This window comes from Clostridium sp., from assembly GCF_036643715.1.
Classification (GTDB): domain Bacteria; phylum Bacillota; class Clostridia; order Clostridiales; family Clostridiaceae; genus Clostridium.
The window spans coordinates 1-23,296 of sequence record NZ_JAVXRL010000030.1 but is presented as its reverse complement, the minus strand read 5'-3'; the positions used below and the strand labels follow the sequence as shown (position 1 = coordinate 23,296).

The window sequence follows — 23,296 nt, the reverse complement described above, 5'->3', positions numbered from 1 at the left end:
AATATTTATAAATTACTGATAGCATGGGAGGAAGAGAATGGATAATATTGATATAGTATTAAAAAGTATTCCTGAGTGGAGTAACGTTGATGAAATATCATATGAGCCATTAAATGGTGGCTTAACAAATGTTACTTATAAAGTGAAAGTGAATAATAAATTATATGTTCTAAGTATTAATGGTAATTAAAGTGAATATCTAGGGTTAAGTAGGGAGACAGAAAAGGATGCAATAATAGAAGCATCAAAGAAGATATAGTTTTATTAAAAAGTTAACCACAATATGAATTATTATGAATTTGCTAACTATGTTTTAGATAGATTAGACCAAGGAATAGTAACATTGTAGTATATAACTATTAGAAATAAATTTAAAAAAGAGCTTTTCAAAGCTTTTTTTTATGTAAAAAAAGTTAATTAAATGAATTTTATTGAAAATATTATGTAAATACTTTCAATAAAATAAAAAATATGAGTATAATTGTAATAGAAAAGTGCACTTTTCATTTAAAAACTCTTTTGAAAAGGGTTTAATAATGGAGGGAAATAATGTGATTAATTTAAAAAAAGTTATTGCAATGGTGGCCATAGCGTCTATTGTTGTGCCTAGTATTACAATAACTTCGGCAAATGCACAAACAAGAGCGGATAAAGTAGTTAATGAGAAATATGCTAAAGATGTTGATTTTGGAGTTGGACAAGGAATAGTTTGGCCAAATCAAGTAAATTCACCATATATAGATATGGTTGCTTGGACTAGCAATCCTAAATATTCAAACAATGGAGCAGCTAACTTATCTCAAATATCTATTGATACAGGAGTAAAATTCTTTAATTTAGGATTTATCCAAGCAAGTGGAGATGGAATTAAAGATGGAAAAGTTAATTGGTGCTGGGGTGGATATCCAGTTCTAAGTGAAGGAAACAATAATGATCAATATGATGGAATAAAGAAATCATTAAAGAATCTTCGGGGACTTGGCGGTGATGCAGCAATATCATTTGGCGGAAATTCAGGTGTAGCATTTTGGCAGCAAACACAAGATGTAAATGTACTTACAAGCACTTATTTAGATATTATAAAAGGATATGGACTTACTAGAATTGATTTAGATATTGAAGGTGCTGCACAGGATAAAGCAGAAAATATTGCAAATGCAAAAGCTATTAAGAAAGTTCAAGATGAAACAGGTATAAATGTTGTTATTACTCTTCCAGTACTACCAAGTGGTCTTACAAATGTTCAATTAGATGTACTTGAGGCGTACCTTTCAGAAGGAGTTAATCTTAAAGTAGTCAATCTTATGACTATGTGTTATGGTAGTGGAACACTTCTTCCAGGAGAAAATTATGGAACAGCATCATTAAGAGCTGTAGATAGTGTGAAAGACCAACTAAAGGATTATTATAAAAAGTATGCAGGTGTGACTTTAACAGATGGACAAGCTTATGGTAAAATTGGAACAACAGTTTCTATTGGATTTGAAAGTGAGGCGCATCCTATATTCACAACAGCATGGTCAAATCTTGTTGTTAATGATGCTATAGCTAATAAACTAGCAATGACATCGTTTTGGTCAATGAATAGAGATGCAATGATTCAAGACAATAAAGGTGTAACAAAACAATATGAATTTACTAATATATTCAAGAAATTTGGAAGTACAGATACACCAGAGCCTCCAGTGACAGAAAATGCAAATCCAGTTTTAAATGGAGTTAATGATGTGACCATAAAAGTTGGAGAGGAATTTAATCCATTAAAGGATGTTACTGCAACTGATAGAGAAGATGGTAATTTAACTTCTAAAATAGTTGTTAAAGGTAGCGTTGATGTGAATAAGGAAGGAACATATAAGTTATCATACAATGTTACTGATAATGATGGTGCTACAACAACGAAGGATAGGACTGTAACTGTTAAAAGTGAGAGTACTTCAAATGTTGAAGCTTATGATTCAAATAAAGTTTACTTAGAAGGTGATAAAGTATCATTTAAAGGTAATACTTACGTTGCTAAATGGTGGGTTAAAGGGGAAGACCCTGATAAAAGCCAAGCTTGGAAAGTTGAATCTACATCAAATGCTGATGGTAGTGTAGATTACATTGAAGGTAATGCCTATGATGGAGGCACTTTAGTTAGATATAATGGAAAAGTATATAAAGCAAAATGGTGGACAAATACAGTTCCAGGAAGTGATAATACTTGGGAGTTAGTTAAATAATATAGCATTTTATACTATAGACCATGTATATATGAGAAATGACTCAACGTTTTAGTTGAGTCATTTTTATTAATAAAAATTAAATTATTCTTTTTTTGCAAATGCAAAGAACTTCATAAGAACAAATGTAACTGGTACACCTATTATAGCTGCAAGTACATATGCAATGAGTTTATTTAATCCTATAATATTAAATACTAATAGAACTACAATATTTTGTATTATAAAATTAGGAATGTATGAGATAGCAAATTTTATAAATTTATTAAGTTCTAAATTTTCCTTAAATGTAATCCAACTATTTAAAATATATGAAATAAACAATCCTGATATATAACCAATAATAAAGGCTATGTTTGCATTAAAAAATTGTGAGTAAATTATAGAAAATACTACTCCATTAAATGTATTTATAATACCAATTATAAGAAACACAAGGAATTCTCTGCTTAAGAAAATTTTTAATAATTTTTCTATTATTGATTTCATAATATCTCCTCTTTATTCCTCGATTACATTTGTATTTGTGATCAATTTATTTGCAATTATAAATCTTGGTCTGCGCTTTGTTTCTGTATATATTTTGCCTATATATTCTCCAATCACTCCTAATGACAATAATTGGATTCCACCTATCATCCAAATAGAGCCCGTTATGGATGTCCATCCAGCCTCTGCATTTCCATTTATTTTTGCAATGAATGAATATATTAATGCAACAAGGCTTAAAATGAATATTAAGAATCCTAATGTTGTAATTATTCTAATTGGCTTTATACTAAATGAAGTAATTCCATCCCACGCAAAATTAAGCATCTTTTTTAAGGGATATTTAGATTCACCCGCAAATCTTTCATGACGTTCATACTCAACAGTTGTAGTTTTATAACCTATTAGAGGAACTATACCACGTAAAAATAAATTTGATTCATTAAACTCACTAAGTCCATCAAGAGCTCTTTTGCTCATAAGACGGTAGTCAGCATGATTGTATATAACATCCACACCTAAGATATTCATAAACTTATAAAATGCAAGGGCAGTTGTTCTCTTGAAAAAAGTATCTGTTTCTCTTGAAGAACGAACACCATATACTATATCGTTGCCATTATAAAATTCTTCTACAAATTTATCTATAACTTCAATATCATCTTGTAAATCAGCATCGAGGGAGATTGTCATATCAGCATATTTTTTTGCAGTCATAAGACCTGCCAACAATGCATTTTGATGTCCTTTATTTCTTGATAAATTAACTCCTGAAAAAATATCGTTTTTATTATGTAATTCTTCAATTATATCCCAAGTTTTATCTTTAGATCCATCATTTATAAATAATATTTTACTATTAGGATCAATTAATTTATTTGCTATCATTTTATTCATTTTAGTAAGTAGTCTACTGCTTGTCTCATGCAATACTTCTTCTTCATTATAGCAAGGTATAACTAAATATAACTTTTTCATTTTTTTCCTCCATTTTTAGTTTATTTTATACTAGAATTCAAAAAGTAATTAAATAATTACTTTAAGATATATTTAAAGTTCAAAGAGCGAGCTTAAAACTAATATTCACTGATATTGTAGCATAAAAAAAGTAATTTTAGCAATATAACCATAATATTTCATTATATATATATTGGATTAAAATGATTGAAAAATATAGTTTTAGTAAGTTAGTATCCTTGGGAGTTAGTTAGATAATAATATATTAAATTGACATGTGGTTTATATTGTAATAAAATTATTATGTTAGACCCCTATAGTTTAATGGATAGAATAGTCCCCTCCTAAGGGATAGATGCAGGTTCGATTCCTACTAGGGGTGCCATATGTTTATGGGAAATGACTCAACCGTTTGGTTGAGTCATTTTTTTATTAAAAATAATTTAATTAACCTAACTTAGATGCTAACTCATCAGCACTAGCATTAATTTGATTTTCATCTAATTGGTGTGTGCCGTAAAGTACAAATGTTGGTAAGAATTTCATTCCTGTGAAGCTAGCCATAGCTTGATAAGTTTTAGTTAATTCACTTATAGTATAAAGTTGAGCACCACCTGCTTGGTATGAATCTTTTTGTCCACCAGCAGAAATAGCTAACATGAATTCTTTTCCTTTTAATTTATCACCCTTAGGTCCATGAGAGAATCCAAAAGATAGGACTCTATCTTGCCATTCCTTTAAAAGTGATGGGGCATTATACCAGTGAAATGGGAATTGAAATACAATTCTGTCATGTTCCATTAAAAGTTTTTGTTCTTGTGCAATATCAAATTTATTATCGTTATAATTAGAATAAATTTCGTGTACTGTAATATTAGACTCTTTATTTAAACGAGTCTTCCATGCTTTATTAATTTTTGATCCTTCAATATTTGGGTGTGCAATAATTACTAATGTTTTCATTTGTATATCTCCAATCTTTTATTTATTTGAATTAATCCATACAATACTTGCACAAACAAGTATTATGCAGTTAGTATAAAACAAATTACTTGTTTGTGCAAGTGATTTTTATAAAAAATATTAATAATATAAATCGAATTATTGACAATCAAGAAATTTGAATATAGCATAAACATATATAATTACTTATTTGTAGCATATTATAATAGCTTAAAATAAGAACGGAAAAATAGTTAAAAGATCACAAAAGGTAAGGTGATGTAATGGATAAATATTTGAATTTACTTATTAATGCAGCTGACAAAATCAATGGATCAGATAAAATAATAGCAAATACTCTTACAAGAAAATTGAAAGAAGAGAGTATTTATATTTCATTTGAACAATTTACAATCTTAAATAATTTATGGAATGAGGATAGCTTATCCCAATGTAAGTTGGCACAGCTTACAAATAGAGACCAAGCAAGTACTTCAAGATTAATTAATACCCTTATTAAAAATGAGCTTATTATAAGACAATGCTGTAGTTCTGATAAGAGAATAAATCGTATCAAATTAACTGATAAAGGTAAACTTCTAAAAGAACCAGTTCTAAAAATAGTAAAAGAATGTTTAGAAGATGCAGTTAAAGGAATGACTGAAGAAGAGATTAAAGTTGGAATTCAGTTTTTAGAAAAGATACAAAATAACTTAATTAAAAAGTGTACTGGGGGAGAAAAAAAGTGAGTAGAGAATCAATTGAAAAACAAAAGCAAGAGTTAATTGAAAAGGAAAAAAGAGAAATACTAGAAAAGTATAGTGGTGCTACAAATGAAGAACTAATGGATTTATTAGCATCGAACTTTGCTTATATGAAGATATTATCAGAAAAAGTTGATAAGTTTGTAGGTAGATATTAATAAAAATAGGAGGATTAATAAAAAATTATTAATCCTCCTATTTTTATTAGATTTTTTTATAAATTATAGGATCTGTACATTCAAAAGTAATAACTCCATCCTTTTCAAAGATTTCGCTAACTTCTAGCATTTCATCCTTAATAGTTTCTTTGATACTTTTAGTTAATGAGTGAGTAACTTTTTCTGATATATTCATCATTATTACAAGAAATAATACATATATCTATTAATAAATAATCAATAATAAAATTTTAGGAGAACTTAGTATGGGATTTAAAGATAAAATACTAAATCAAATAATAAAGATTAAAGTAAATGAGGTTTCAAAAGGAAAAGTAACTTTTGAAATGAAGTGTTTAAAGATGTTATCTAATGATTATAGAGTATACGAAGTGTTTTTACATAAGGCACTTAAGAAACTAAAAGGGGTAGAAGAAGTAACTGTTAAGTTAGATAAAGGATATATAGTAGTAAATTTTAATGAAGATGAACAAAATAGTACTAATGTTATAGGTTGGGCAGAAGAAGTTAGAAAGATAGGAATAGAAAATTCTGAGTTAATTAAAGCAGAGGGAGAGAAAAATCTTGATTATGTTGTTGAAATAATAGAAAAACAATTGGATAATGCAATAAAAAAGTATTGTTAAAATAATAACACACAAAATTCGACAAACTTCAAAGCGTTGATATAACTAGTGTTGACGGTATAATTAAAGAGGCTAAAAACAAGGTATTGTTAAAGTATTAACAATACCTTGTTTTATGGTTAAAAATTTAACAAAGAATTAGAACTAAAATAATTGAATTTAAATAATATTTATTAAAGTGGAGCAAATTAATACTGCTCCACTTTTGATATAGAATATATATAATTTTTTTTGTATATGATATAATTGAAAATAATATATTTAAACAAAATTGTGAATTATGGGAGAGTGATAATTTTTGGACTCTAGTTATACGGGGCAAATTATTCTATTAGTAATTTTACTTGTATTGTCTGGATTTTTTTCAATGTCTGAGACAGCTTTAATGTCTCTAAGCAAGATAAGAATAAGACATATGGTTGAAGAGGGTGTACGGGGAGCTAAACTAGTAGAAAAACTAATTGAAGATCCAAACAAGCTTTTAGGAGCTATTTTAATAGGAAATAATATAGTTAATATAGGTGCGTCATCAATTGCGACTTCACTTGCTGTAAAGCTATTTAATGGAAGCGAAAGTGCTATTGCAATTTCAACAGCAGTAATGACAGTTCTTGTACTTATTTTTGGAGAGATTACTCCAAAATCTATAGCAAAACAAAAATCAGAACAGGTTGCATTAAAAGTTAGTAAACCTATAAGATTCTGTGTTGCTATGTTTAGACCTTTTGTTGCTATGTTTACTGCAATTTCATCAGTATTTATAAAATTGCTTGGAGGAGATCCAAAGGCAACAGAACCATTTATTACTGAAGAAGAGCTTAAAACAATGGTCGGTGTAAGTGAGGAAGAAGGTGTCCTTGAAGATGTAGAAAAAGAAATGATTTTCAACGTTTTTGATTTTGCAGACCTTCAAGTTAAAGATGTAATGGTACAGAGAGTAGATGTAACTGCTGTAGATGTTAATGATGAATATGAGGAATTACTTAGAGTTATAAAAGAAGATCAATTCTCAAGAATTCCAGTATACGATGACACTATAGACGATATAGTTGGTGTACTTAATGTAAAAGATCTTATAATAGCAGATAAAAGAGACTGTGAATTTAAGGTTACTGATTATATGAGAGAACCTTTATATACTTTTGAATTTAAAAAGATAATAGAATTATTTAATGAAATGAAAAAATCAAGAAATCATATGGCTGTTGTACTCGATGAGTATGGCGGAACTGTTGGTATCGTAACAATAGAAGATTTAGTTGAAGAAATTGTTGGAGATATTGAAGATGAATATGATAAAGAAAAAGAAATGATTGAAGTAGTTAAAGAAGATGAGTATATAGTAGATGGAAGCGCAAGACTTGATGATATAAGTGATCTTATAGGAGTTAATATGGAGTCAGAAGAATTTGATTCTATTGGAGGACTCGTTATAGGAGAACTTGGAAGAATTCCAGATGCACATGAAGAAGTTACTATAGATAGAATAAGATTTGTAGTAGAAGAAGTAGAGAAAAACAGAATAATGAAAGTAAGAATTTACACTTAAAAGGACAGCTAGACTGTCCTTTTTAAGTATTAATATTAGTGTGGTGATTTTTTTGGATTACATAGATTTGGCGATTAAAGAGGGATATAAGGCGCTAGAAGCTTCTGAAATTCCAGTCGGAGCAGTTATAGTTAAAGATAATAATGTAATTGGAAGAGGCTACAACTTAAAAGAAAAAAATAAAAGTGTTATCTCTCATGCAGAAATAATTGCTATAGAAGAGGCATGTAAAAATATAGGGGATTGGAGGCTTACAGGATGTGAAATGTATGTAACTCTAGAGCCTTGTCCAATGTGTGCTGGAGCAATAATTCAAAGTAGAATATCAAAGCTTCACATAGGAACTTTTAATTCAGATATGGGTGCTTGTGGTTCTGTTATAGACTTAGTTAATGACAGGCACTTGAATTCATACTTAAATATTAATTGGTTATACAATAAAGAATGCAGTTTTATGATAACTGAATTTTTTAAAAAAAGAAGAAAAGAAAATAAAATTACAAAGGGATAATAGGAGGGGTTTTATGAATAATCCAGTAGCTTTTGAGGTTTTTGGTTTTGAAGTTATGTGGTATGGAATTCTTATAGGATTGGGAGTCGTTTTGGCATTTATACTAGCGTACTTTAATGCGAAAAAAAAGGGTTTGAATTTTGATGTTTTAATTGATTTGTTTTTAGTTTGTTTTCCTTGTGCAATAATAGGGGCTAGAGCTTACTATGTCATATTTGAGTGGAGTAATTACAAAGACAACTTAATAGATATATTTAATATAAGACAAGGTGGACTTGCGATACATGGAGGGCTTATAGGAGCATTCTTAGCGGCATATGTATATACAAGAATTAAGAAGATTAACTTTTTAGCTTATGCAGATTTAGTTGCGCCATCAATAATATTAGCGCAAGCAATGGGAAGATGGGGAAACTTTATGAACAGTGAAGCTCATGGTGGAGTTGTATCTTATGACTTTATATCAAAGTTTCCAAAGTTTATAGTTGACGGAATGCATATAAATGGAAGGTACTATCATCCTACATTTTTGTATGAATCAATTTGGAACTTACTAGTCTGTATTATTTTAGTAGCTATTCTTTATAAAGTTAGGAAGGGATACGAGGGGATTGTAATTAGTTCTTACATGATACTTTACTCTTTAGGAAGGTTCTTTATAGAAGGGCTTAGAACTGATAGTTTAATGTTTATGGGACTTAGAGTAGCACAACTTATATCATTAGGACTTATAATATTAGGTGTGTTATTTATAATTTATATTATTAAAAGAAAAAAGAAAATTCAATAATATAAGTAAGTTCACTTAACTATTGAACTAAAATAATATTTGTGTTAGAATGATAAAGTATTAATAGAGAATTCACAGTTTATAATGTGTTTCACATATTAATTTTTAAATAGGATAAACTATTTAAAGCTTGATTAATACTTTTATGGAGAGATGTCCGAGTGGTCGAAGGAGCACGCCTGGAACGCGTGTATAGGGGCAACTCTATCGTGGGTTCAAATCCCACTCTCTCCGCCAGAACCGTGCTAGATGGGGAGTTAGCGGTGCCCTGTAACCTGCAATCCGCTACAGCAGGGTCGAATTCCTCGGGGAGGCTTTAGTTTGTATGGCCTGCCCTATGTAAGTGGTGTTGATGGCTGGGTCCCACGCAACGGGAGCCCATGAACCTTGTCAGATCCGGAAGGAAGCAGCAATAAGTGGATCCTTCCGTGTGCCGTGGATAAATCTGGCCTGAGCTAACTGCATAGGTAACGCATATAAACTACTGTCGAACCGAGGTGCGCGGTTTTTTATTGTAAATTTTGAATATTAGTATATATTCAATAAAATAATTAAATTCGGTTACTCTTCAATAGGATTAACAATATAGGACAAAAACAATAGGACAAGAAAGGGAGGGAACTTTGCGCGCAAAGAACCCTCTTTTTCTTATCATAAGAAATAAAAAACACGCTAAGGCTTAACCTATAGCGTGTTTTTGTTATTTTCTTATTAAATCAATAAATTCAAAATTTAATCCACTTTTCTCGTCAGTTTTATCACCTGAATTGTGGATAACATCCCATTCATTCACATCAATTTGTGGAAAAAAAGTATCGCAATCAAAATCTTTTTTAACCTTTGTTAAATAAAGCTTATTTGCGTAAGGTATTAGAGAATTATAAATTTCTCCACCACCTATAATGAATACTTCCTCAGCTGAGTCTTTATAAAGTCTAATTACTTCCTCTAAGTCGTTTAACACAGTTACCTTATCAGAATCTACATTAAATGTTGTATCTCTTGTAAGGACTACATGAGGTCTGTTTGGAAGTATTCCAGGAAGAGATTCAAATGTTTTTCTTCCCATAAGAATTTTATGACCTGAAGTTATTTCTTTAAATCTTTTAAGATCCTCAGAAATATGCCATAAAAGTTTATTATCTTTTCCGATTGCATTATTAGAAGCAGTTGCAACAATAATTGATAACATTAAACTGATACCTCCATTTTAATTGATGGGTGGTAGTTATAATCTACAAGTTTAATGTCTTCTGGTGTAAAATCATAGAAGTCAGTGATTTCAGGATTTATCCAAAGTTTTGGAGCTTCATATGCTTCATCTCTTCTAGTTAATTGAAGTTTCATACCTTCAATTTGATTTTCATATATGTGAGCATTGTTTATAACGTGAGTAAATAAACCTGGCTTTAATCCAGTTACTTGTGCTAAAAGATGTACAAGTACTGCATATTGGCTAGTATTAAATGGTACACCTAGTGGAATATCACCACTTCTTTGTACAAGCATACAGTTTAGTTTTCCATCTGTTACATCCCACATAGTTAAAAAGCAACATGGGTGAAGTGCGCCTGTATTTAAATAAGGAATTTGCCATAGGTTTATCATCATTCTTCTATCTTGTGGATTATTTTTTAAAGCATCAATTAAGTTATCTAATTGGTCAAACTTTTTAACAACCCATCCGTAAGAAGTTCCGATAGTACCATCATCCATCATCCATTCATTCCAAATCTTTACGTTTTGTTCTTGTAATTTCTTTACACTATTTGATTGATCCTTATATATCCATAACAGTTCCTTTACTGCAGTTTTAAAAGCAACAAATTTTGTTGTTAAAATAGGGAACTCTTTTTGAAGGTCAAATTGCATTATTTGATGAGGCAACTTGTAAGTTGAGACACCTGTTCTATTTTGGTCGTAGTAACCATTATCTAAAATCTTTTCTACTATATCAAGATATTGTTTATCGTATAAACTCATAATTTATTAGCCCCTTTCGAAAAATATATCCTTAATATTTTAACATAATATTAAGGATATATGTAATACTAAAAAGATTAAACGATAGCTATATGAAGTATCATCAATATGATAAATAATATTCCAAGCCCCTTATGAGCGTGGATTCCTTTATTAAATATTCTAAAGAACCCAGTTATTATCATTAAGACTAAATCTGAAAGGGCAAGAACTCCAAGAATATATCCAGCATTCCATTTAAATCCTAAGTGGAAAAAAATATATCCGTGAATTATTATTACTGAACATGCAACTATTGCAATTGGTACGTGGAATTTTTGAAATAGTTTTGCAATTGGAAGAATAATCTTTCTTATTTTAGTAAGAATAACAGTATTGAAATATTGTTCTTTAGATTGTTCTGGTAATTTTATATGGGCTTTAGTAAGGCCTTTATTAAATAATTGCATACCCTTTGGTCCCATATTTTTAAGAATTAATCTTATTATAAATAATCCTATTACTAGGAAGAAGCAGATTTCACAAAATGTTGCTAAATCCTTCCCAAATCCTTTTAAAGACTTAGAATTTAATGAAAATAAATAATCAGTAGACACTGATTTATAAACGAATACTAATGCGCAAATAATTAAAATAATTCCTATAGAGAAAAATACTAGGTCAATTTTTCTATTGTTAGGTAATTTCTTTTTCAAAATTATCATCTCCTTTAATAATAAGTATAATGTGTAATTTTGAAATGAAAGTGTATGGAAAGTAAAAATTTAAATTAGTAATGTTAAATTATTTATTATTAATATGGCATATCTTTGAATATTTAATGTATGTACTATGGAATAATCATAATAGACTTCTATTAATAAGGAATGTATTAGTGTATAATTAATATATAATTTAACTTTAGAAAAAGAGGTGACAAAACCTTGGCATATACAGCGTTATATAGAGAATGGAGACCAAAAACATTTGAAGATGTAATAGGTCAGGAGCATATAACAACAACACTTAAAAATCAAATTTTAAACGAAAGAATTGCACATGCATATCTTTTCTGTGGTACTAGAGGTACAGGAAAAACATCAACAGCAAAGGTATTTGCAAAGGCTTTAAACTGTCTTAATTTAATAGATGGTGAACCTTGTAATGAATGTGAAATGTGCAAAAAGATAAATGATGGTCTAGCAATAGATGTTACAGAACTTGATGCTGCTTCAAATAATGGTGTAGATAAAATTAGAGATATTATAGAAGACTCTAAGTATCCGCCACAAGAAGCTAAGTATAAAGTTTATATAATGGATGAGGTTCATATGTTATCAACAGGAGCTGTTAATGCATTCTTAAAAACATTAGAAGAACCACCAGCAAATGTAATATTTATTTTAGCTACAACAGACCCTCAAAAGCTTCCAATTACAATACTTTCAAGATGTCAAAGATTCGATTTTAGAAGAATAAATAATTCCGAAATCACAGCAAGACTTAGAAAGATTGTTGAAAATAAGGGAGTATTTGCAGAAGATAAAAGTTTAGACCTTATAGCTAGAGTTTCAGATGGTGCTATGAGAGATTCATTAAGTATATTAGATCAAGCAATAGCAATGGGTGACGGAAATGTAGACTATGATGAAGTTGTTTCAATGCTTGGACTTGTAACAAATGAATATTTATTTGAATTAACTGATGCTACAATTGCTAGAGATATAGAAAAGGCTATGACTATAATTGAAAAGATAGTGTACGCAGGTAAGGATGTATACTTATTTATAAAAGATTTAATAGCTCACTATAGAAATCTTTTAATGATTAAAGTAACAAACAACCCAGAAGAAGTTCTTGATATGTCTCTTGAAAATATTGCTCTTATAAAAAATCAAGGGGATAGAATAAGAGTAGAAGAAATAATGAGAAGTATTAGAATACTTCAAGAAGCAGAAAATAGTGCGAAAATGTCAAAACAAGCAAGACTTTATTTAGAACTTTCAATAATAAAGATTTGTAAAATTGAGTATGATACATCAAACGAAGTAATACTTGGAAGACTAAATAAATTAGAATCTGCTTTAAAATCAGGTAAAATTCAAGTAGCTAAAGGATCACAGGCGCAAAGTGAAGCTAGTAGCAGTAATATAAATGAATTAAAGAAAACAGTAACTAAAAATTCAAGTAGTACAGAGGATGCAGTTAGAAGAATTGAGGCAGATCCTGACCTTTCAAGTGATATAACGATACAAATTGTAAAGTCTTCTTGGAAGGATATATTAGAAGAATTTAAAAATAGAAGAGCTATGATATTATATGCTTCAATAACAACTGGTAAGCCTGTAGCATGTAACAATGGTATTGTTAATGTTCAGTATACTGAGCAGTATTCATTTAACAAAAATAGACTTGAGAAGCCAGAGAACAACAAGTTAGTAAACGAAGTTTTCTCAGAAGTTTTAAGAAATAATGTAAGAGTTAAGTTTACAGTTGCTGAAGACTCTAAATCAGATCAAGCACCAGAAGAAGTGTTAAGTGATGTAATAGGAACAGAGTTTTTGGAAATAATTGATGAATAAATTGTTTTGAATTTAGTGACATTATTATAAGTTACACATAAATTATAAAATGAGCAGGATGAATAAATACTAATAGGTTATGTATAGTAAAGTTATAAAAAATACTATATAATTAAAATTAGATTTTATTATTAAGGAGGACATATATATGGCAAAAGGTGGATTCCCAGGCGGTATGGGAGGAATGAATAACTTAATGAAACAAGCGCAAAAGATGCAAAAGCAAATGGAGCAAATGCAACAAGAGCTTGAAGAAAAGGAATTTATAGCATCAGTTGGTGGCGGAGCCGTAACTGTAACTGTAAATGGTAAAAAAGATGTATTAGCTATTAACATAAAGCCAGAAGTTGTAGATGAAGATGATGTTGAAATGTTAGAGGACTTAGTATTAAGTGCTGTAAATGAAGCATTAAGAAAAGCAGAAGAAGAAACTGCAAGCAAGATGGGTAAAGTAACTGGTGGAATGAATATACCAGGATTATTTTAATTAATAGATAATGGATTTTAAAAGAGTCAGTTATAAACTGACTCTTTTTATTTTATATTATTTTTACATTAGCTTTTTCTATTACTTTAAGTATTTGCTTATCAGGTTCATTTTCAGTGATAATATAATCAATATCTCCTAATTTACCAAACTTATAAGTTCCATCATAATGGAATTTCTTATTTTCAATTAATAGATAAGCTTTACTTGAACAATCAATTATTGATTTCTTAGTATTACCTTCTTCTAAATCAAAATTACTAATACTTTTATCAAAAATATTTATACCACAACTACCGATGAAGGATTTATTAAATCTATATTTTTTAATGCTAGTTATAGCTTCAGATCCAATGACTCCACCAAGTTCTTTATTATAAATTCCACCAATACAAATAATAGTGATATTTAAAGATGGGTTATTAAATAATGCTGTCATTTCAACCATATTTGTTATTACGGTAATTTTTTTAGTACTATTTGCAAGTAATTCTGCTAAAAGATAGTTTGTACTAGATATATCTAAAAATATTGTGTCATTTTCTTCAATTATATTAAATGCTTTTTCAGCAATAATCTTTTTAGTATCTACATTTTTAATTAGCCTATTTGAAATACTAGTACTTTCAGCAAGATTTCTTGGAAGTAGAGCTCCTCCGTAAGTTCTTTCAATAAGACCTTCCTTTTCAAGTTTACTTAAATCTTTCCTTATCATACTTTCTGTTACATTAAATTTAATGCTTAAGTCTTTAACTAATACTTTTTGATCTTTTTTTACTAATTCTAATATTTCATTAAGACGTTCTTCCATGAACATTCATTTCACCTCTAATAATATCTTTCTCATTTTATTATACAAGTATACAACAAACGAGAACAAATGAAAATAAATAAAACTAAATTTGTTGACAAAATCAAAATGAGAATATAAAATATAATCAAATAGTAATAAATGAGAATGAAACGAGAATAAATGAGAAGGTGATTAATATGACCAAAGCGGTAGTTTGTGAAATTGAAAAGTATGCAACTCATGATGGACCTGGAATAAGAACAGTAGTTTTTTTAAAAGGATGTCCACTAAAATGCATATGGTGTGCTAATCCTGAAACTCAAAATTTGAAAAATGAAATTTATTATAACAGTAATAAATGTATTAAGTGTAGAAGCTGTGAAAAAGCTTGTGAAAATGATGCAATACATTTTGATGGAGGAGAAATAAAAAGAGATAAAAGTAAATGTACTCTATGTGGTAAATGTATAAAGGTATGTAGTATGTCAGCTTTAAATTTTGTAGGCAAAGAAAGAACTGTAAATGAAGTTTTTGAAGACGTTTATAAGGATGAAGTTTTCTATAGACAATCAGGAGGCGGAGTTACTTTATCAGGTGGTGAAGTGCTAATGAACAGAGAGTTTGTAGTAGAATTTTTAAAAATATGTAAAGAAAATTATATAAGTACAGCAATAGAGACAAGTGGCTTTGGTAAATTTGATTGTTTAAAAGATATCAGTGAATATTGTGACTTAATTATGTTTGATATAAAGCAGACAGATGATAATAAGCACAAGTATTTAACAGGAGTATCAAACAGAGTAATACTTGAGAATTTAAGAAAATTAAGTAAAGTGCATAAAAATATTATAATACGGGTTCCCGTTATACAGGGCATTAATGATAGTGAAGAAAATATAGAAAATATAAGGGACATAGCTATAGAGAATGGTATTAAAGAAGTACATCTTTTACCATATCACTCCTTAGGAAAAGATAAATACAGACAACTTGAAAGAGATTATGAATTAAAAGATTTAAGAAATTTAAAAGAAAATGACATAAATAACTTAAAAGAAATTATTCAAAATAGTGGATTGAAATGTATTATAGGAGGTTGAGTTTATGAAAGAGTATAGAATTAAGAGTGAGAGAGTAAAAATTTTAAGGGAATCTGTTTTATCAGCAGTACCTAGTGTATGTGTTGAAAGAGGAAGATATATAACAGAGGCTTATAAAGAAAATGAGGCTGCTCCAATTTATATAAAAAGAGCAAAATCCGTAGAAAAAATATTAGAAAATATGTCTATTTATATTAAAGATGGTGAACTTATTGTAGGTAATCAATCATCAGAAGAAAGAAAAGCTCCCCTTTTTCCAGAGTATGCGGTTGAATGGATGGAAGAAGAATTAAATGAAAAAGGAAATTTTGATAAAAGGGACGGAGATAATTTTCATTTAAATGAAAAAGATATTCCAGAGGTTTTAGAAATAGTTGATTATTGGAGAGGTAAAACTTTAAGAGATAAATGTTATGCAGTAATGCCAAAGGAAGTAGAAGAGGCAATTAACGTAAAAGTAATTCATGGTGAAGGTAATATGACATCAGGAGATGGACATATAGTTCCCGATTTTAAGAAGGCTTTAAAAATAGGTCTTAATGGAATTATTAAAGAGGCAAAAGAAAAATTAGAGAGAATAGATATAAGTGAAAATGATGGATTAAAAAAGAAAGCATTTTTAGAAGGAATAATCATAACAAATGAAGCTGTAATAAACTTTGCAAAAAGATATTCAAATCTTGCAAAAGAGATGGCAAGTGAAGAAGCAAATGAAGTGAGAAAAGAAGAGTTATTAAAAATAAGTGAGGTTTGTAAATGGATACCTCAAAATAAACCAAGATCATTTTATGAAGCTATCCAAATGGTATGGTTTATTCATTTAGTTATACAAATTGAAAGTAACGGTCATTCAGCTTCACTTGGAAGATTAGATCAATACTTATATGAATATTATAAAAATGATATAGATAATGGAGTAATAACTAGAGAAGAAGGAAAAGAGTTACTACAATTATTATGGATCAAACTATACTCAATTTTAAAAGTAAGACCAACATCTCATTCAGGATATGGGGCAGGATATCCAACATATCAAAATGTAACAATAAGTGGTTTGAATTATGATGGAACTGACAGCACAAATGAATTAAGTTACTTAATTTTAGAGAGTGTTGGGGAATCTAAGCTTACACAACCAAATCTTTCAGCAAGACTTCATAGTAATAGTCCAGAACGATTAATTAGAGAATGTGCAAATGTAATTAGAACAGGATTTGGTATGCCAGCACTTCATACAGATGAAATAATAATCCAGGCTCTTTTAAACAAAGGAGTAGATTTTAAAGATGCGTATAACTACACAATGGTAGGTTGTGTTGAAGTAGCTGTACCAGGTAAGTGGGGATATAGATGTACTGGAATGACTTTCTTAAATATGATAAAGGCATTAGAACTCACTTTAAATGATGGTTATGATTTAAGAACAGGAAAGAGTTTATTAAAAGGATATGGTAAGCTTACTGACTTTAATAATTATGATGAATTATTTAATGCTTGGGAGAAGCATATAGAATACTATACTAAACTTACAGTTGCATTAGATAAACTTGCAGACACTCATTTAGAAGAGTTTCCAGATATGTTATGTTCATCACTTGTTGATGATTGTATTGAAAGAGGTAAGTCAATAAAAGAAGGTGGCTCAGTATATGATTTTGTTGCAGGGCTTCAAGTTGGGATTACAAATGTAGCAAATTCTCTTGCAGCTTTAAAGAAAGTAGTTTATGAAGATAAAACTTTAACTAAAGAAGAAGTTATGGAAGCTATACTTAATAATTATGAAGGAGAAAATTATGGAATAGTTAGAAAAATATTAAGTGAAGCTCCAAAGTACGGTAATGATATTGATTATGTAGATAATATTGCAAAAGAAGCATATGATACTTACATTAAAGAAATTGGAAAATATAGAACAACAAGAGAAGGAAGAGGTCCAATTGGATGTAAGTATGGACTTTCAACATCAGGTATTTCTTCAAATGTTCCAATGGGTACTGTAACTTGTGCAACTCCAGATGGAAGAAAAGCATGGACACCAGCTGCTGAAGGAGCATCACCAGTTCAAGGTACTGATACTAATGGACCTACATCAGTATTGAAATCAATAACAAAGCTTCCAACAATATTAATGACTGGAGGACAATTGTTAAATCAAAAATTCTCTCCAGAATTATTAAAGGGAGATTCTCAATATGAAAAATTTATAAGTTTAATTAAATCATTCATAGTAATGAAAGGTTGGCATATACAGTTTAATATAATTTCAACTGAGACATTAAGAAAGGCTCAAAAAGATCCAGAAAAATATAGAGATGTAATAGTTAGAGTTGCAGGGTATTGTGCACAATTTATAACATTAGATCCAACAACTCAAGAAGATATAATATCAAGAACAGAAGAAGTATTATAAGAAGGAGAGATAATTATGATATACATGTTAGATACAGCAAATTTAAAGGACATAGAAAGAGCATATAAATATTATCCACTTGAAGGAGTAACAACTAACCCAACTATAATAGCAAAAGAAAATCGTGATTTCTTAGGTTTATTAAAGGATATAAGAAGAATAATAGGAAATGAAACTATGCTTCATGTACAAGTGTTAAGTGAAGAGGCAGAAGGAATGATAAAGGAAGCAAAATATCTTAATGATGTTATAGGAGGAAATCTTTATATAAAAGTTCCTGTAACTAAAGAAGGTATAAGAGCAATGAAAACTTTAAAAGAAGAAGGAATAAAGATAACTGCAACAGCAATATTTACTGCAAGCCAAGCACTTATGGCAGCAAAAGCTGGAGCGAGTTTCGTAGCACCATATGTTAATAGAATTGATAATATAAGTGGTAACGGAGTAGAAGTTGTAAAAAATATTATGAAAGAATTAGAAGCTTATAATTTAGATTGCAAAGTACTTGCTGCATCATTTAAAAATGTTCAACAAGTACATGAGTTATCAAAAATAGGAGTACATTCAGTTACAGTAAATCCAGAAATAATGGATAAGCTTTTAGAACACCCATTAACAGATTGGAGCGTAAAACAGTTCATTGATGATTGGGAAAAGGTATATGGAGTCCAAAAAACAACAATGGATGTAGAATAATTATATATAGTATTAAATCCTCCTTCATTATAAATAATGAAGGAGGATTATTTTTATATAATAACATATTTGATAATTTGAAAAAATTGTATTAAACTATAATCTACACTTAGAATATTTTATTATATAAAAGAGGAGAGATAATTAATGGAATTTTATCCAGTTGCAATAGAAAAACTTATAGAAGAATTTGCAAAGTTACCAAGTGTAGGTCAAAAGACAGCACAAAGATTAACACTTCACATATTAAACTTACCAGAAGATGAGGTGCGTGAATTTGCAAATGCATTAGTAAAAGCTAGAGGTACAATAAAATATTGTTCAGTATGTGGAAACTTTACAGATTCAGATCCATGTGCAATATGTTCTAATCCAAGTAGGGACAAAGGTACTATATGTGTTGTAGAACAACCAAAAGATATAATGACAATGGAGAGAGTAAAAGAATTTAATGGTCTTTACCATGTTCTTCACGGCAATCTTTCACCAATGCAAGGAAGAGGGCCTCAAGATATAAAAATAAGAGAATTAGTTGCTAGAATGAGAGAAGAAATAAAAGAAGTAATAATAGCAACAAACCCTAACATTGAAGGAGAAGCAACTGCTATGTATATAGCAAAGATTCTTAAACCATTAGATGTTAAAGTAACAAGAATAGCTGCTGGTATCCCAGTTGGTGGAGACTTAGATTATGCAGATGAAGTAACTCTTTCAAAGGCATTAGAAGGAAGAACTCAAATTTAAAAAAAGGGCTCAAAGATATGAGCCCCCTAATATAGATGGGAGTTAGAAGTTTTGTTTGAGAATGAGTGAAAAGCTTCTTATAGTAATAATTTATGAATTATTTCAGAATGTGTTACTAAAATTTTCGAAACCTCGTATACTCGCTTGTACTTTTGGATAGAATTAAAGTATAAGTAATAGTTGGGGGACTAGGTATGAACAAAAGTAATTTTTTAGAGTATATTAAAAGTGTAGTAAATGGAGAAAGCGATAATGTTAAAATACTTAACGCTATAGATGCCACTAAAGATGAGATGGCTACAGCAAAATGTATATTTGATAATGTTGAAGATCCATTACTAATAGAAGCTGCAATATATGCAGAACAAGCAGCCTTTAAAAGATACTCATATTTAATGATTTTAGCAAAACAGAGAGGAATTACAGTAAATAGAGATTACATTTTATCAAAATGTTTTAGGTTTGCTGAATAAGATGAGGTGGATTTATGGACATGAACTTACTTATTTATGGAATGATTGGACTAGTTATCTTATACGTACTTATTAAACTATTAAAGTGGCCAATAAAACTGTTATTAAACGGTATTGTTGGAGTTATAATGCTATATATAGTTAATCTTATAGGGGCTGGTTTCGGATTCCATATAGCAATTAATATTATAAATGCATTAATTGCAGGTATACTCGGAATACCCGGAGTTATAATACTTATAATATTCCAATTGTTTGTATAAAAACTTAGGAAAAGGCAGTATTAATTTGAGCTAAGCCTCTTTGAAGGAATAGTAATCAAAATAACACTGCCTTATTTTTTTACATATAATTAATTGAATAAAAACATACATAATAAAATATTAATCAAATATGACTAGAAAACATTTACAAAGTGTTATATATTAGATAGTGTAGGGGAGTTACCTCTAATACAACTATAACATTTACTTGAAAAGGTTTTCTATAAAAACAGTGACAAAAGATGAATGAGAAGGAATATATTAATATAATAACTTCTCTAGTAAGGAGCGAATAATGGATAAATTACATCAACTTAAAAATGGAACAGATATAAGGGGAATTGCTTTAGAAAATAAAGATAAAGCTGTAAATCTTACTGTAGATGAGGTTAGACTTATATCTAAAGGATTTTATGAATGGCTATTTAATAAAGATAAAAACAATAAATTAAAGGTGGCTGTTGGATGTGACTCAAGATTATCTGGTAATAAATTAAAGATGGAAACAATAAGTACATTACTATCATATGGTGTGGATGTTTATGACTGTAGTATGGCAACAACACCTGCTATGTTCATGACAACTGTAATGGATAATTATAATTGCGATGGTGCTATTATGATTACAGCAAGTCACTTGCCTTATTATTACAATGGAATGAAATTTTTCACAACAAATGGTGGATTAGATAAAAAAGATATAGATGAAATAGTTAATTATGCAAATAAAGATGTATTAAAACAAACTAATAACGGAAAATTAGAACGTAAAAATTTAATAAATGACTATTCAAAATTATTAGTAGATAAAATAAGAGCTGCTGTAAATAGTAAAAAGAATTATGATAAGCCATTAAGTGGACTTAATATAATTGTTGATGCTGGAAATGGTGCCGGTGGATTTTTTGCAGATAAAGTATTAAAGGAACTTGGAGCAGATACTTGTGGAAGTCAATTTTTAAATCCAGATGGAAACTTCCCAAATCATATTCCAAATCCAGAAAATAAAGAAGCAATTGAATCAATATGTAATGCGGTTATTAAAAACAAAAGTGATCTTGGAATAATATTTGACACTGATGTTGATAGAGCTGCCATCGTTGATAAACTAGGAAATCCTATTAATAAGGACGCATTAATTGCTTTAATATCAGCAATAATGCTTAAAGATTACCCTGGATCATCAGTTGTAACAGATTCAATAACAACTGATGGACTTACTAGATTTATAGAAAGTTTAGGTGGGGAACATCATAGATTTAAAAGAGGATATAAAAATGTAATTAATGAAGGAATAAAGCTTAATAATGAAGGTACAGAATGCCATTTAGCTATAGAAACTTCAGGACATGCAGCTATAAAAGAAAACTACTTCTTAGATGATGGAGCATTTTTAGTATCAAAAATTTTAGTTCATGTTGCTAAGTTAGGTGAAGAAGGAAAAGATATTGGTGATCTTATAAAAGATCTTGAAGAACCTTTAGAAAGCGTTGAATATAGAATAAATATAGATAGAGAAAATTATAGAGATTTTGGTGAAGGTATATTAAAGGATTTAGAGGAATCAGTAAAGAAAGATAATAGATTCCAGTTACCAAGCAAGAATTATGAAGGTGTTAGAGTAATATGTAATTCAAAAGAAGATAAGGGATGGTTTTTACTTAGACTATCATTACATGAGCCTTTATTAGCACTTAATATTCAGTCAGATGTAAAAGGTGGAGTAGTTCATATGGAGCAATTTTTAAAACAATTTTTATTAAATTACAACGTGGAATTTTAAATTCAAATCATTAAAATAGTCTGCTTTAAAACAATAATATAATAGAATGGGATATCGATTTTGAACTAATTTAAATCGATATCCCATTTTTTTAAGAATTTGTTAAGGATTTAATAAGAAATTGACCTCTTTAATATTAAGATTTGCCAATTATAATTTAATTATAGAAAAATTTGGAGGGGTAAAGAATGAATGTTTTAGAAGTCAAAGGGCTTAAAAAGGTCATTGGGAAAAGAGAAATAATAAAAGACTTAAACTTCTCAGTTAAAGAAGGAGAGATATACGGATTCTTAGGGCCAAATGGAGCTGGTAAAACAACAACAATAAGAATGCTTGTAGGACTGATACTTCCAACTGAAGGTGACGTAAAAATTTGTGGGGAAAATCTTAAAAAGAATAAAGAGAAAGCTTTAAAAGATGTTGGAGCTGTTGTTGAAAATCCAGAACTTTATAAGTATCTTTCAGGTAGAGAAAATCTTATGCAAATTGCAAGAATAAGAGGAGTATCCAAAGAAGATGTTCAAGAGCTTATTAATCTTGTTGGATTAGAGAACAGAATAAATGATAAAGTTAAGAAATATTCATTAGGTATGAAACAAAGACTAGGTCTTGCAGCAGCACTTATAGGAAATCCAAAACTACTTATACTAGATGAACCAACAAATGGATTAGATCCATCAGGAATTATTGATTTTAGAAAAATAGTTAAACAAGCAGCGAAAGAAAGAGGAATGGCTGTATTTGTATCATCACATATATTAAGTGAAGTACAACAGCTTTGTGATAGAGTTGCATTTATAAATGATGGGGTTATAAAAGCAGTAGAAAATATGAATGATGCTGTAAGCGGTACAGAAAAAGATAGCTTAACATTAGTTACAAATAGTGATAAAGAAGTTGTTATTGCTATGTTAAGAAAACAACCATTTGTACTTACATCAGAAGTTAATGAAGATGGAATAAATATAGTT

Annotated in this window: 25 protein-coding genes, 2 tRNA genes and 1 other RNA gene; 21 read left to right on the top strand and 7 right to left on the bottom strand. The window is 29.3% G+C overall.

Annotation, left to right across the window (positions count from 1 at the left end):
* Positions 1 to 37: 37 nt before the first annotated feature.
* Complete coding sequence (locus tag RSF37_RS09815; RefSeq protein WP_332564231.1) at positions 38 to 190, top strand: hypothetical protein; 153 nt, start codon at positions 38 to 40, stop codon at positions 188 to 190.
* Positions 191 to 551: 361 nt separating this feature from the next.
* Positions 552 to 2,225 carry an immunoglobulin-like domain-containing protein gene (locus RSF37_RS09810; protein WP_332564230.1) on the top strand — a complete coding sequence of 558 codons (1,674 nt, stop codon included), beginning with the start codon at positions 552 to 554 and terminating at the stop codon, positions 2,223 to 2,225.
* A gap of 84 nt (positions 2,226 to 2,309) precedes the next feature.
* Here the strand turns inward: RSF37_RS09810 and RSF37_RS09805 are convergent, their stop codons facing one another.
* Entirely contained in the window at positions 2,310 to 2,714 is a 405-nt protein-coding gene (locus tag RSF37_RS09805; RefSeq protein ID WP_332564229.1) for a GtrA family protein, read from the bottom strand.
* Between the two features lie 12 nt (positions 2,715 to 2,726).
* The gene (locus RSF37_RS09800; protein ID WP_332564228.1) at positions 2,727 to 3,692 is read right to left on the bottom strand and encodes a glycosyltransferase family 2 protein; all 966 of its coding nucleotides are present in this window, start codon (positions 3,690 to 3,692) and stop codon (positions 2,727 to 2,729) included.
* A gap of 289 nt (positions 3,693 to 3,981) precedes the next feature.
* Between RSF37_RS09800 and RSF37_RS09795 the strand changes: the two genes are divergently transcribed.
* Positions 3,982 to 4,056, top strand: a tRNA-Arg gene (locus RSF37_RS09795).
* Positions 4,057 to 4,118: 62 nt separating this feature from the next.
* Here the strand turns inward: RSF37_RS09795 and RSF37_RS09790 are convergent.
* Complete coding sequence (locus RSF37_RS09790; protein WP_332564227.1) at positions 4,119 to 4,634, bottom strand: NAD(P)H-dependent oxidoreductase; 516 nt, start codon at positions 4,632 to 4,634, stop codon at positions 4,119 to 4,121.
* Between the two features lie 263 nt (positions 4,635 to 4,897).
* Here RSF37_RS09790 and RSF37_RS09785 point away from each other — a divergent pair, with 263 nt between their 5' ends.
* The 8 genes from RSF37_RS09785 to ffs all read left to right on the top strand — a co-directional run bounded on the left by RSF37_RS09785 (position 4,898) and on the right by ffs (position 9,537).
* Positions 4,898 to 5,362 carry a MarR family winged helix-turn-helix transcriptional regulator gene (locus RSF37_RS09785; protein WP_332564226.1) on the top strand — a complete coding sequence of 155 codons (465 nt, stop codon included), beginning with the start codon at positions 4,898 to 4,900 and terminating at the stop codon, positions 5,360 to 5,362.
* On the top strand, positions 5,359 to 5,535 hold the full coding sequence (locus tag RSF37_RS09780; protein ID WP_332564225.1) for a hypothetical protein: 177 nt from the start codon (positions 5,359 to 5,361) through the stop codon (positions 5,533 to 5,535). Before RSF37_RS09785 ends, RSF37_RS09780 begins: the two co-directional genes overlap by 4 nt.
* A gap of 266 nt (positions 5,536 to 5,801) precedes the next feature.
* Complete coding sequence (locus RSF37_RS09775) at positions 5,802 to 6,182, top strand: hypothetical protein (protein ID WP_332564224.1); 381 nt, start codon at positions 5,802 to 5,804, stop codon at positions 6,180 to 6,182.
* A gap of 298 nt (positions 6,183 to 6,480) precedes the next feature.
* On the top strand, positions 6,481 to 7,731 hold the full coding sequence (locus RSF37_RS09770) for an HlyC/CorC family transporter (protein WP_332564223.1): 1,251 nt from the start codon (positions 6,481 to 6,483) through the stop codon (positions 7,729 to 7,731).
* A gap of 52 nt (positions 7,732 to 7,783) precedes the next feature.
* Positions 7,784 to 8,242, top strand: coding sequence for a nucleoside deaminase (locus RSF37_RS09765; protein WP_332564222.1), 459 nt, complete (start codon positions 7,784 to 7,786; stop codon positions 8,240 to 8,242).
* Positions 8,243 to 8,255: 13 nt separating this feature from the next.
* On the top strand, positions 8,256 to 9,032 hold the full coding sequence (gene lgt, locus RSF37_RS09760; protein ID WP_332564221.1) for a prolipoprotein diacylglyceryl transferase: 777 nt from the start codon (positions 8,256 to 8,258) through the stop codon (positions 9,030 to 9,032).
* Positions 9,033 to 9,179: 147 nt separating this feature from the next.
* Positions 9,180 to 9,269 (top strand) — tRNA-Ser (locus tag RSF37_RS09755).
* Between the two features lie 3 nt (positions 9,270 to 9,272).
* Positions 9,273 to 9,537: signal recognition particle sRNA large type (gene ffs, locus RSF37_RS09750), an RNA gene on the top strand.
* 195 nt (positions 9,538 to 9,732) lie between these two features.
* Here ffs and RSF37_RS09745 read toward each other — a convergent pair.
* The 3 genes from RSF37_RS09745 to RSF37_RS09735 all read right to left on the bottom strand — a co-directional run bounded on the left by RSF37_RS09745 (position 9,733) and on the right by RSF37_RS09735 (position 11,710).
* Positions 9,733 to 10,224: a dihydrofolate reductase gene (locus tag RSF37_RS09745; RefSeq protein WP_332564220.1), complete on the bottom strand. Its 492-nt coding sequence runs from the start codon at positions 10,222 to 10,224 to the stop codon at positions 9,733 to 9,735.
* Positions 10,224 to 11,015, bottom strand: a complete 792-nt coding sequence (locus RSF37_RS09740) for a thymidylate synthase (RefSeq protein WP_332564219.1) — start codon at positions 11,013 to 11,015, stop codon at positions 10,224 to 10,226. The genes RSF37_RS09745 and RSF37_RS09740 overlap by 1 nt, the downstream gene beginning before the upstream one ends.
* Positions 11,016 to 11,092: 77 nt before the next feature.
* Entirely contained in the window at positions 11,093 to 11,710 is a 618-nt protein-coding gene (locus RSF37_RS09735) for a hypothetical protein (protein ID WP_332564218.1), read from the bottom strand.
* Between the two features lie 228 nt (positions 11,711 to 11,938).
* Here RSF37_RS09735 and dnaX point away from each other — a divergent pair, with 228 nt between their 5' ends.
* Both dnaX and RSF37_RS09725 read left to right on the top strand, forming a co-directional pair.
* On the top strand, positions 11,939 to 13,576 hold the full coding sequence (dnaX, locus tag RSF37_RS09730; RefSeq protein ID WP_332564217.1) for a DNA polymerase III subunit gamma/tau: 1,638 nt from the start codon (positions 11,939 to 11,941) through the stop codon (positions 13,574 to 13,576).
* A 148-nt stretch (positions 13,577 to 13,724) separates the two neighbouring features.
* A complete protein-coding gene (locus tag RSF37_RS09725) occupies positions 13,725 to 14,063 on the top strand; it encodes a YbaB/EbfC family nucleoid-associated protein (RefSeq protein ID WP_332564216.1) in 339 nt (112 codons plus the stop codon).
* A 52-nt stretch (positions 14,064 to 14,115) separates the two neighbouring features.
* Here the strand turns inward: RSF37_RS09725 and RSF37_RS09720 are convergent, their stop codons facing one another.
* Entirely contained in the window at positions 14,116 to 14,880 is a 765-nt protein-coding gene (locus RSF37_RS09720) for a DeoR/GlpR family DNA-binding transcription regulator (protein ID WP_332564215.1), read from the bottom strand.
* A 173-nt stretch (positions 14,881 to 15,053) separates the two neighbouring features.
* Between RSF37_RS09720 and RSF37_RS09715 the strand changes: the two genes are divergently transcribed.
* From RSF37_RS09715 to RSF37_RS09680, 8 genes are all read left to right on the top strand, one after another.
* On the top strand, positions 15,054 to 15,956 hold the full coding sequence (locus RSF37_RS09715) for a glycyl-radical enzyme activating protein (protein ID WP_332564214.1): 903 nt from the start codon (positions 15,054 to 15,056) through the stop codon (positions 15,954 to 15,956).
* A 4-nt stretch (positions 15,957 to 15,960) separates the two neighbouring features.
* Complete coding sequence (locus RSF37_RS09710; protein WP_332564213.1) at positions 15,961 to 18,366, top strand: glycyl radical protein; 2,406 nt, start codon at positions 15,961 to 15,963, stop codon at positions 18,364 to 18,366.
* Between the two features lie 15 nt (positions 18,367 to 18,381).
* Complete coding sequence (gene fsa, locus RSF37_RS09705) at positions 18,382 to 19,062, top strand: fructose-6-phosphate aldolase (protein ID WP_332564212.1); 681 nt, start codon at positions 18,382 to 18,384, stop codon at positions 19,060 to 19,062.
* A gap of 147 nt (positions 19,063 to 19,209) precedes the next feature.
* Positions 19,210 to 19,806, top strand: a complete 597-nt coding sequence (gene recR, locus RSF37_RS09700; RefSeq protein WP_332564211.1) for a recombination mediator RecR — start codon at positions 19,210 to 19,212, stop codon at positions 19,804 to 19,806.
* A gap of 194 nt (positions 19,807 to 20,000) precedes the next feature.
* Positions 20,001 to 20,279 (top strand): DUF2508 family protein, encoded by a 279-nt coding sequence (locus tag RSF37_RS09695; protein WP_332564210.1) that lies wholly within the window; start codon positions 20,001 to 20,003, stop codon positions 20,277 to 20,279.
* Positions 20,280 to 20,293: 14 nt separating this feature from the next.
* Complete coding sequence (locus RSF37_RS09690; protein ID WP_332564209.1) at positions 20,294 to 20,542, top strand: pro-sigmaK processing inhibitor BofA family protein; 249 nt, start codon at positions 20,294 to 20,296, stop codon at positions 20,540 to 20,542.
* Between the two features lie 295 nt (positions 20,543 to 20,837).
* The gene (locus RSF37_RS09685) at positions 20,838 to 22,325 is read left to right on the top strand and encodes a phosphomannomutase/phosphoglucomutase (protein ID WP_332564208.1); all 1,488 of its coding nucleotides are present in this window, start codon (positions 20,838 to 20,840) and stop codon (positions 22,323 to 22,325) included.
* Between the two features lie 188 nt (positions 22,326 to 22,513).
* The coding region (locus RSF37_RS09680; RefSeq protein ID WP_332564207.1) for an ABC transporter ATP-binding protein at positions 22,514 to 23,296 on the top strand (783 nt) is incomplete at its 3' end.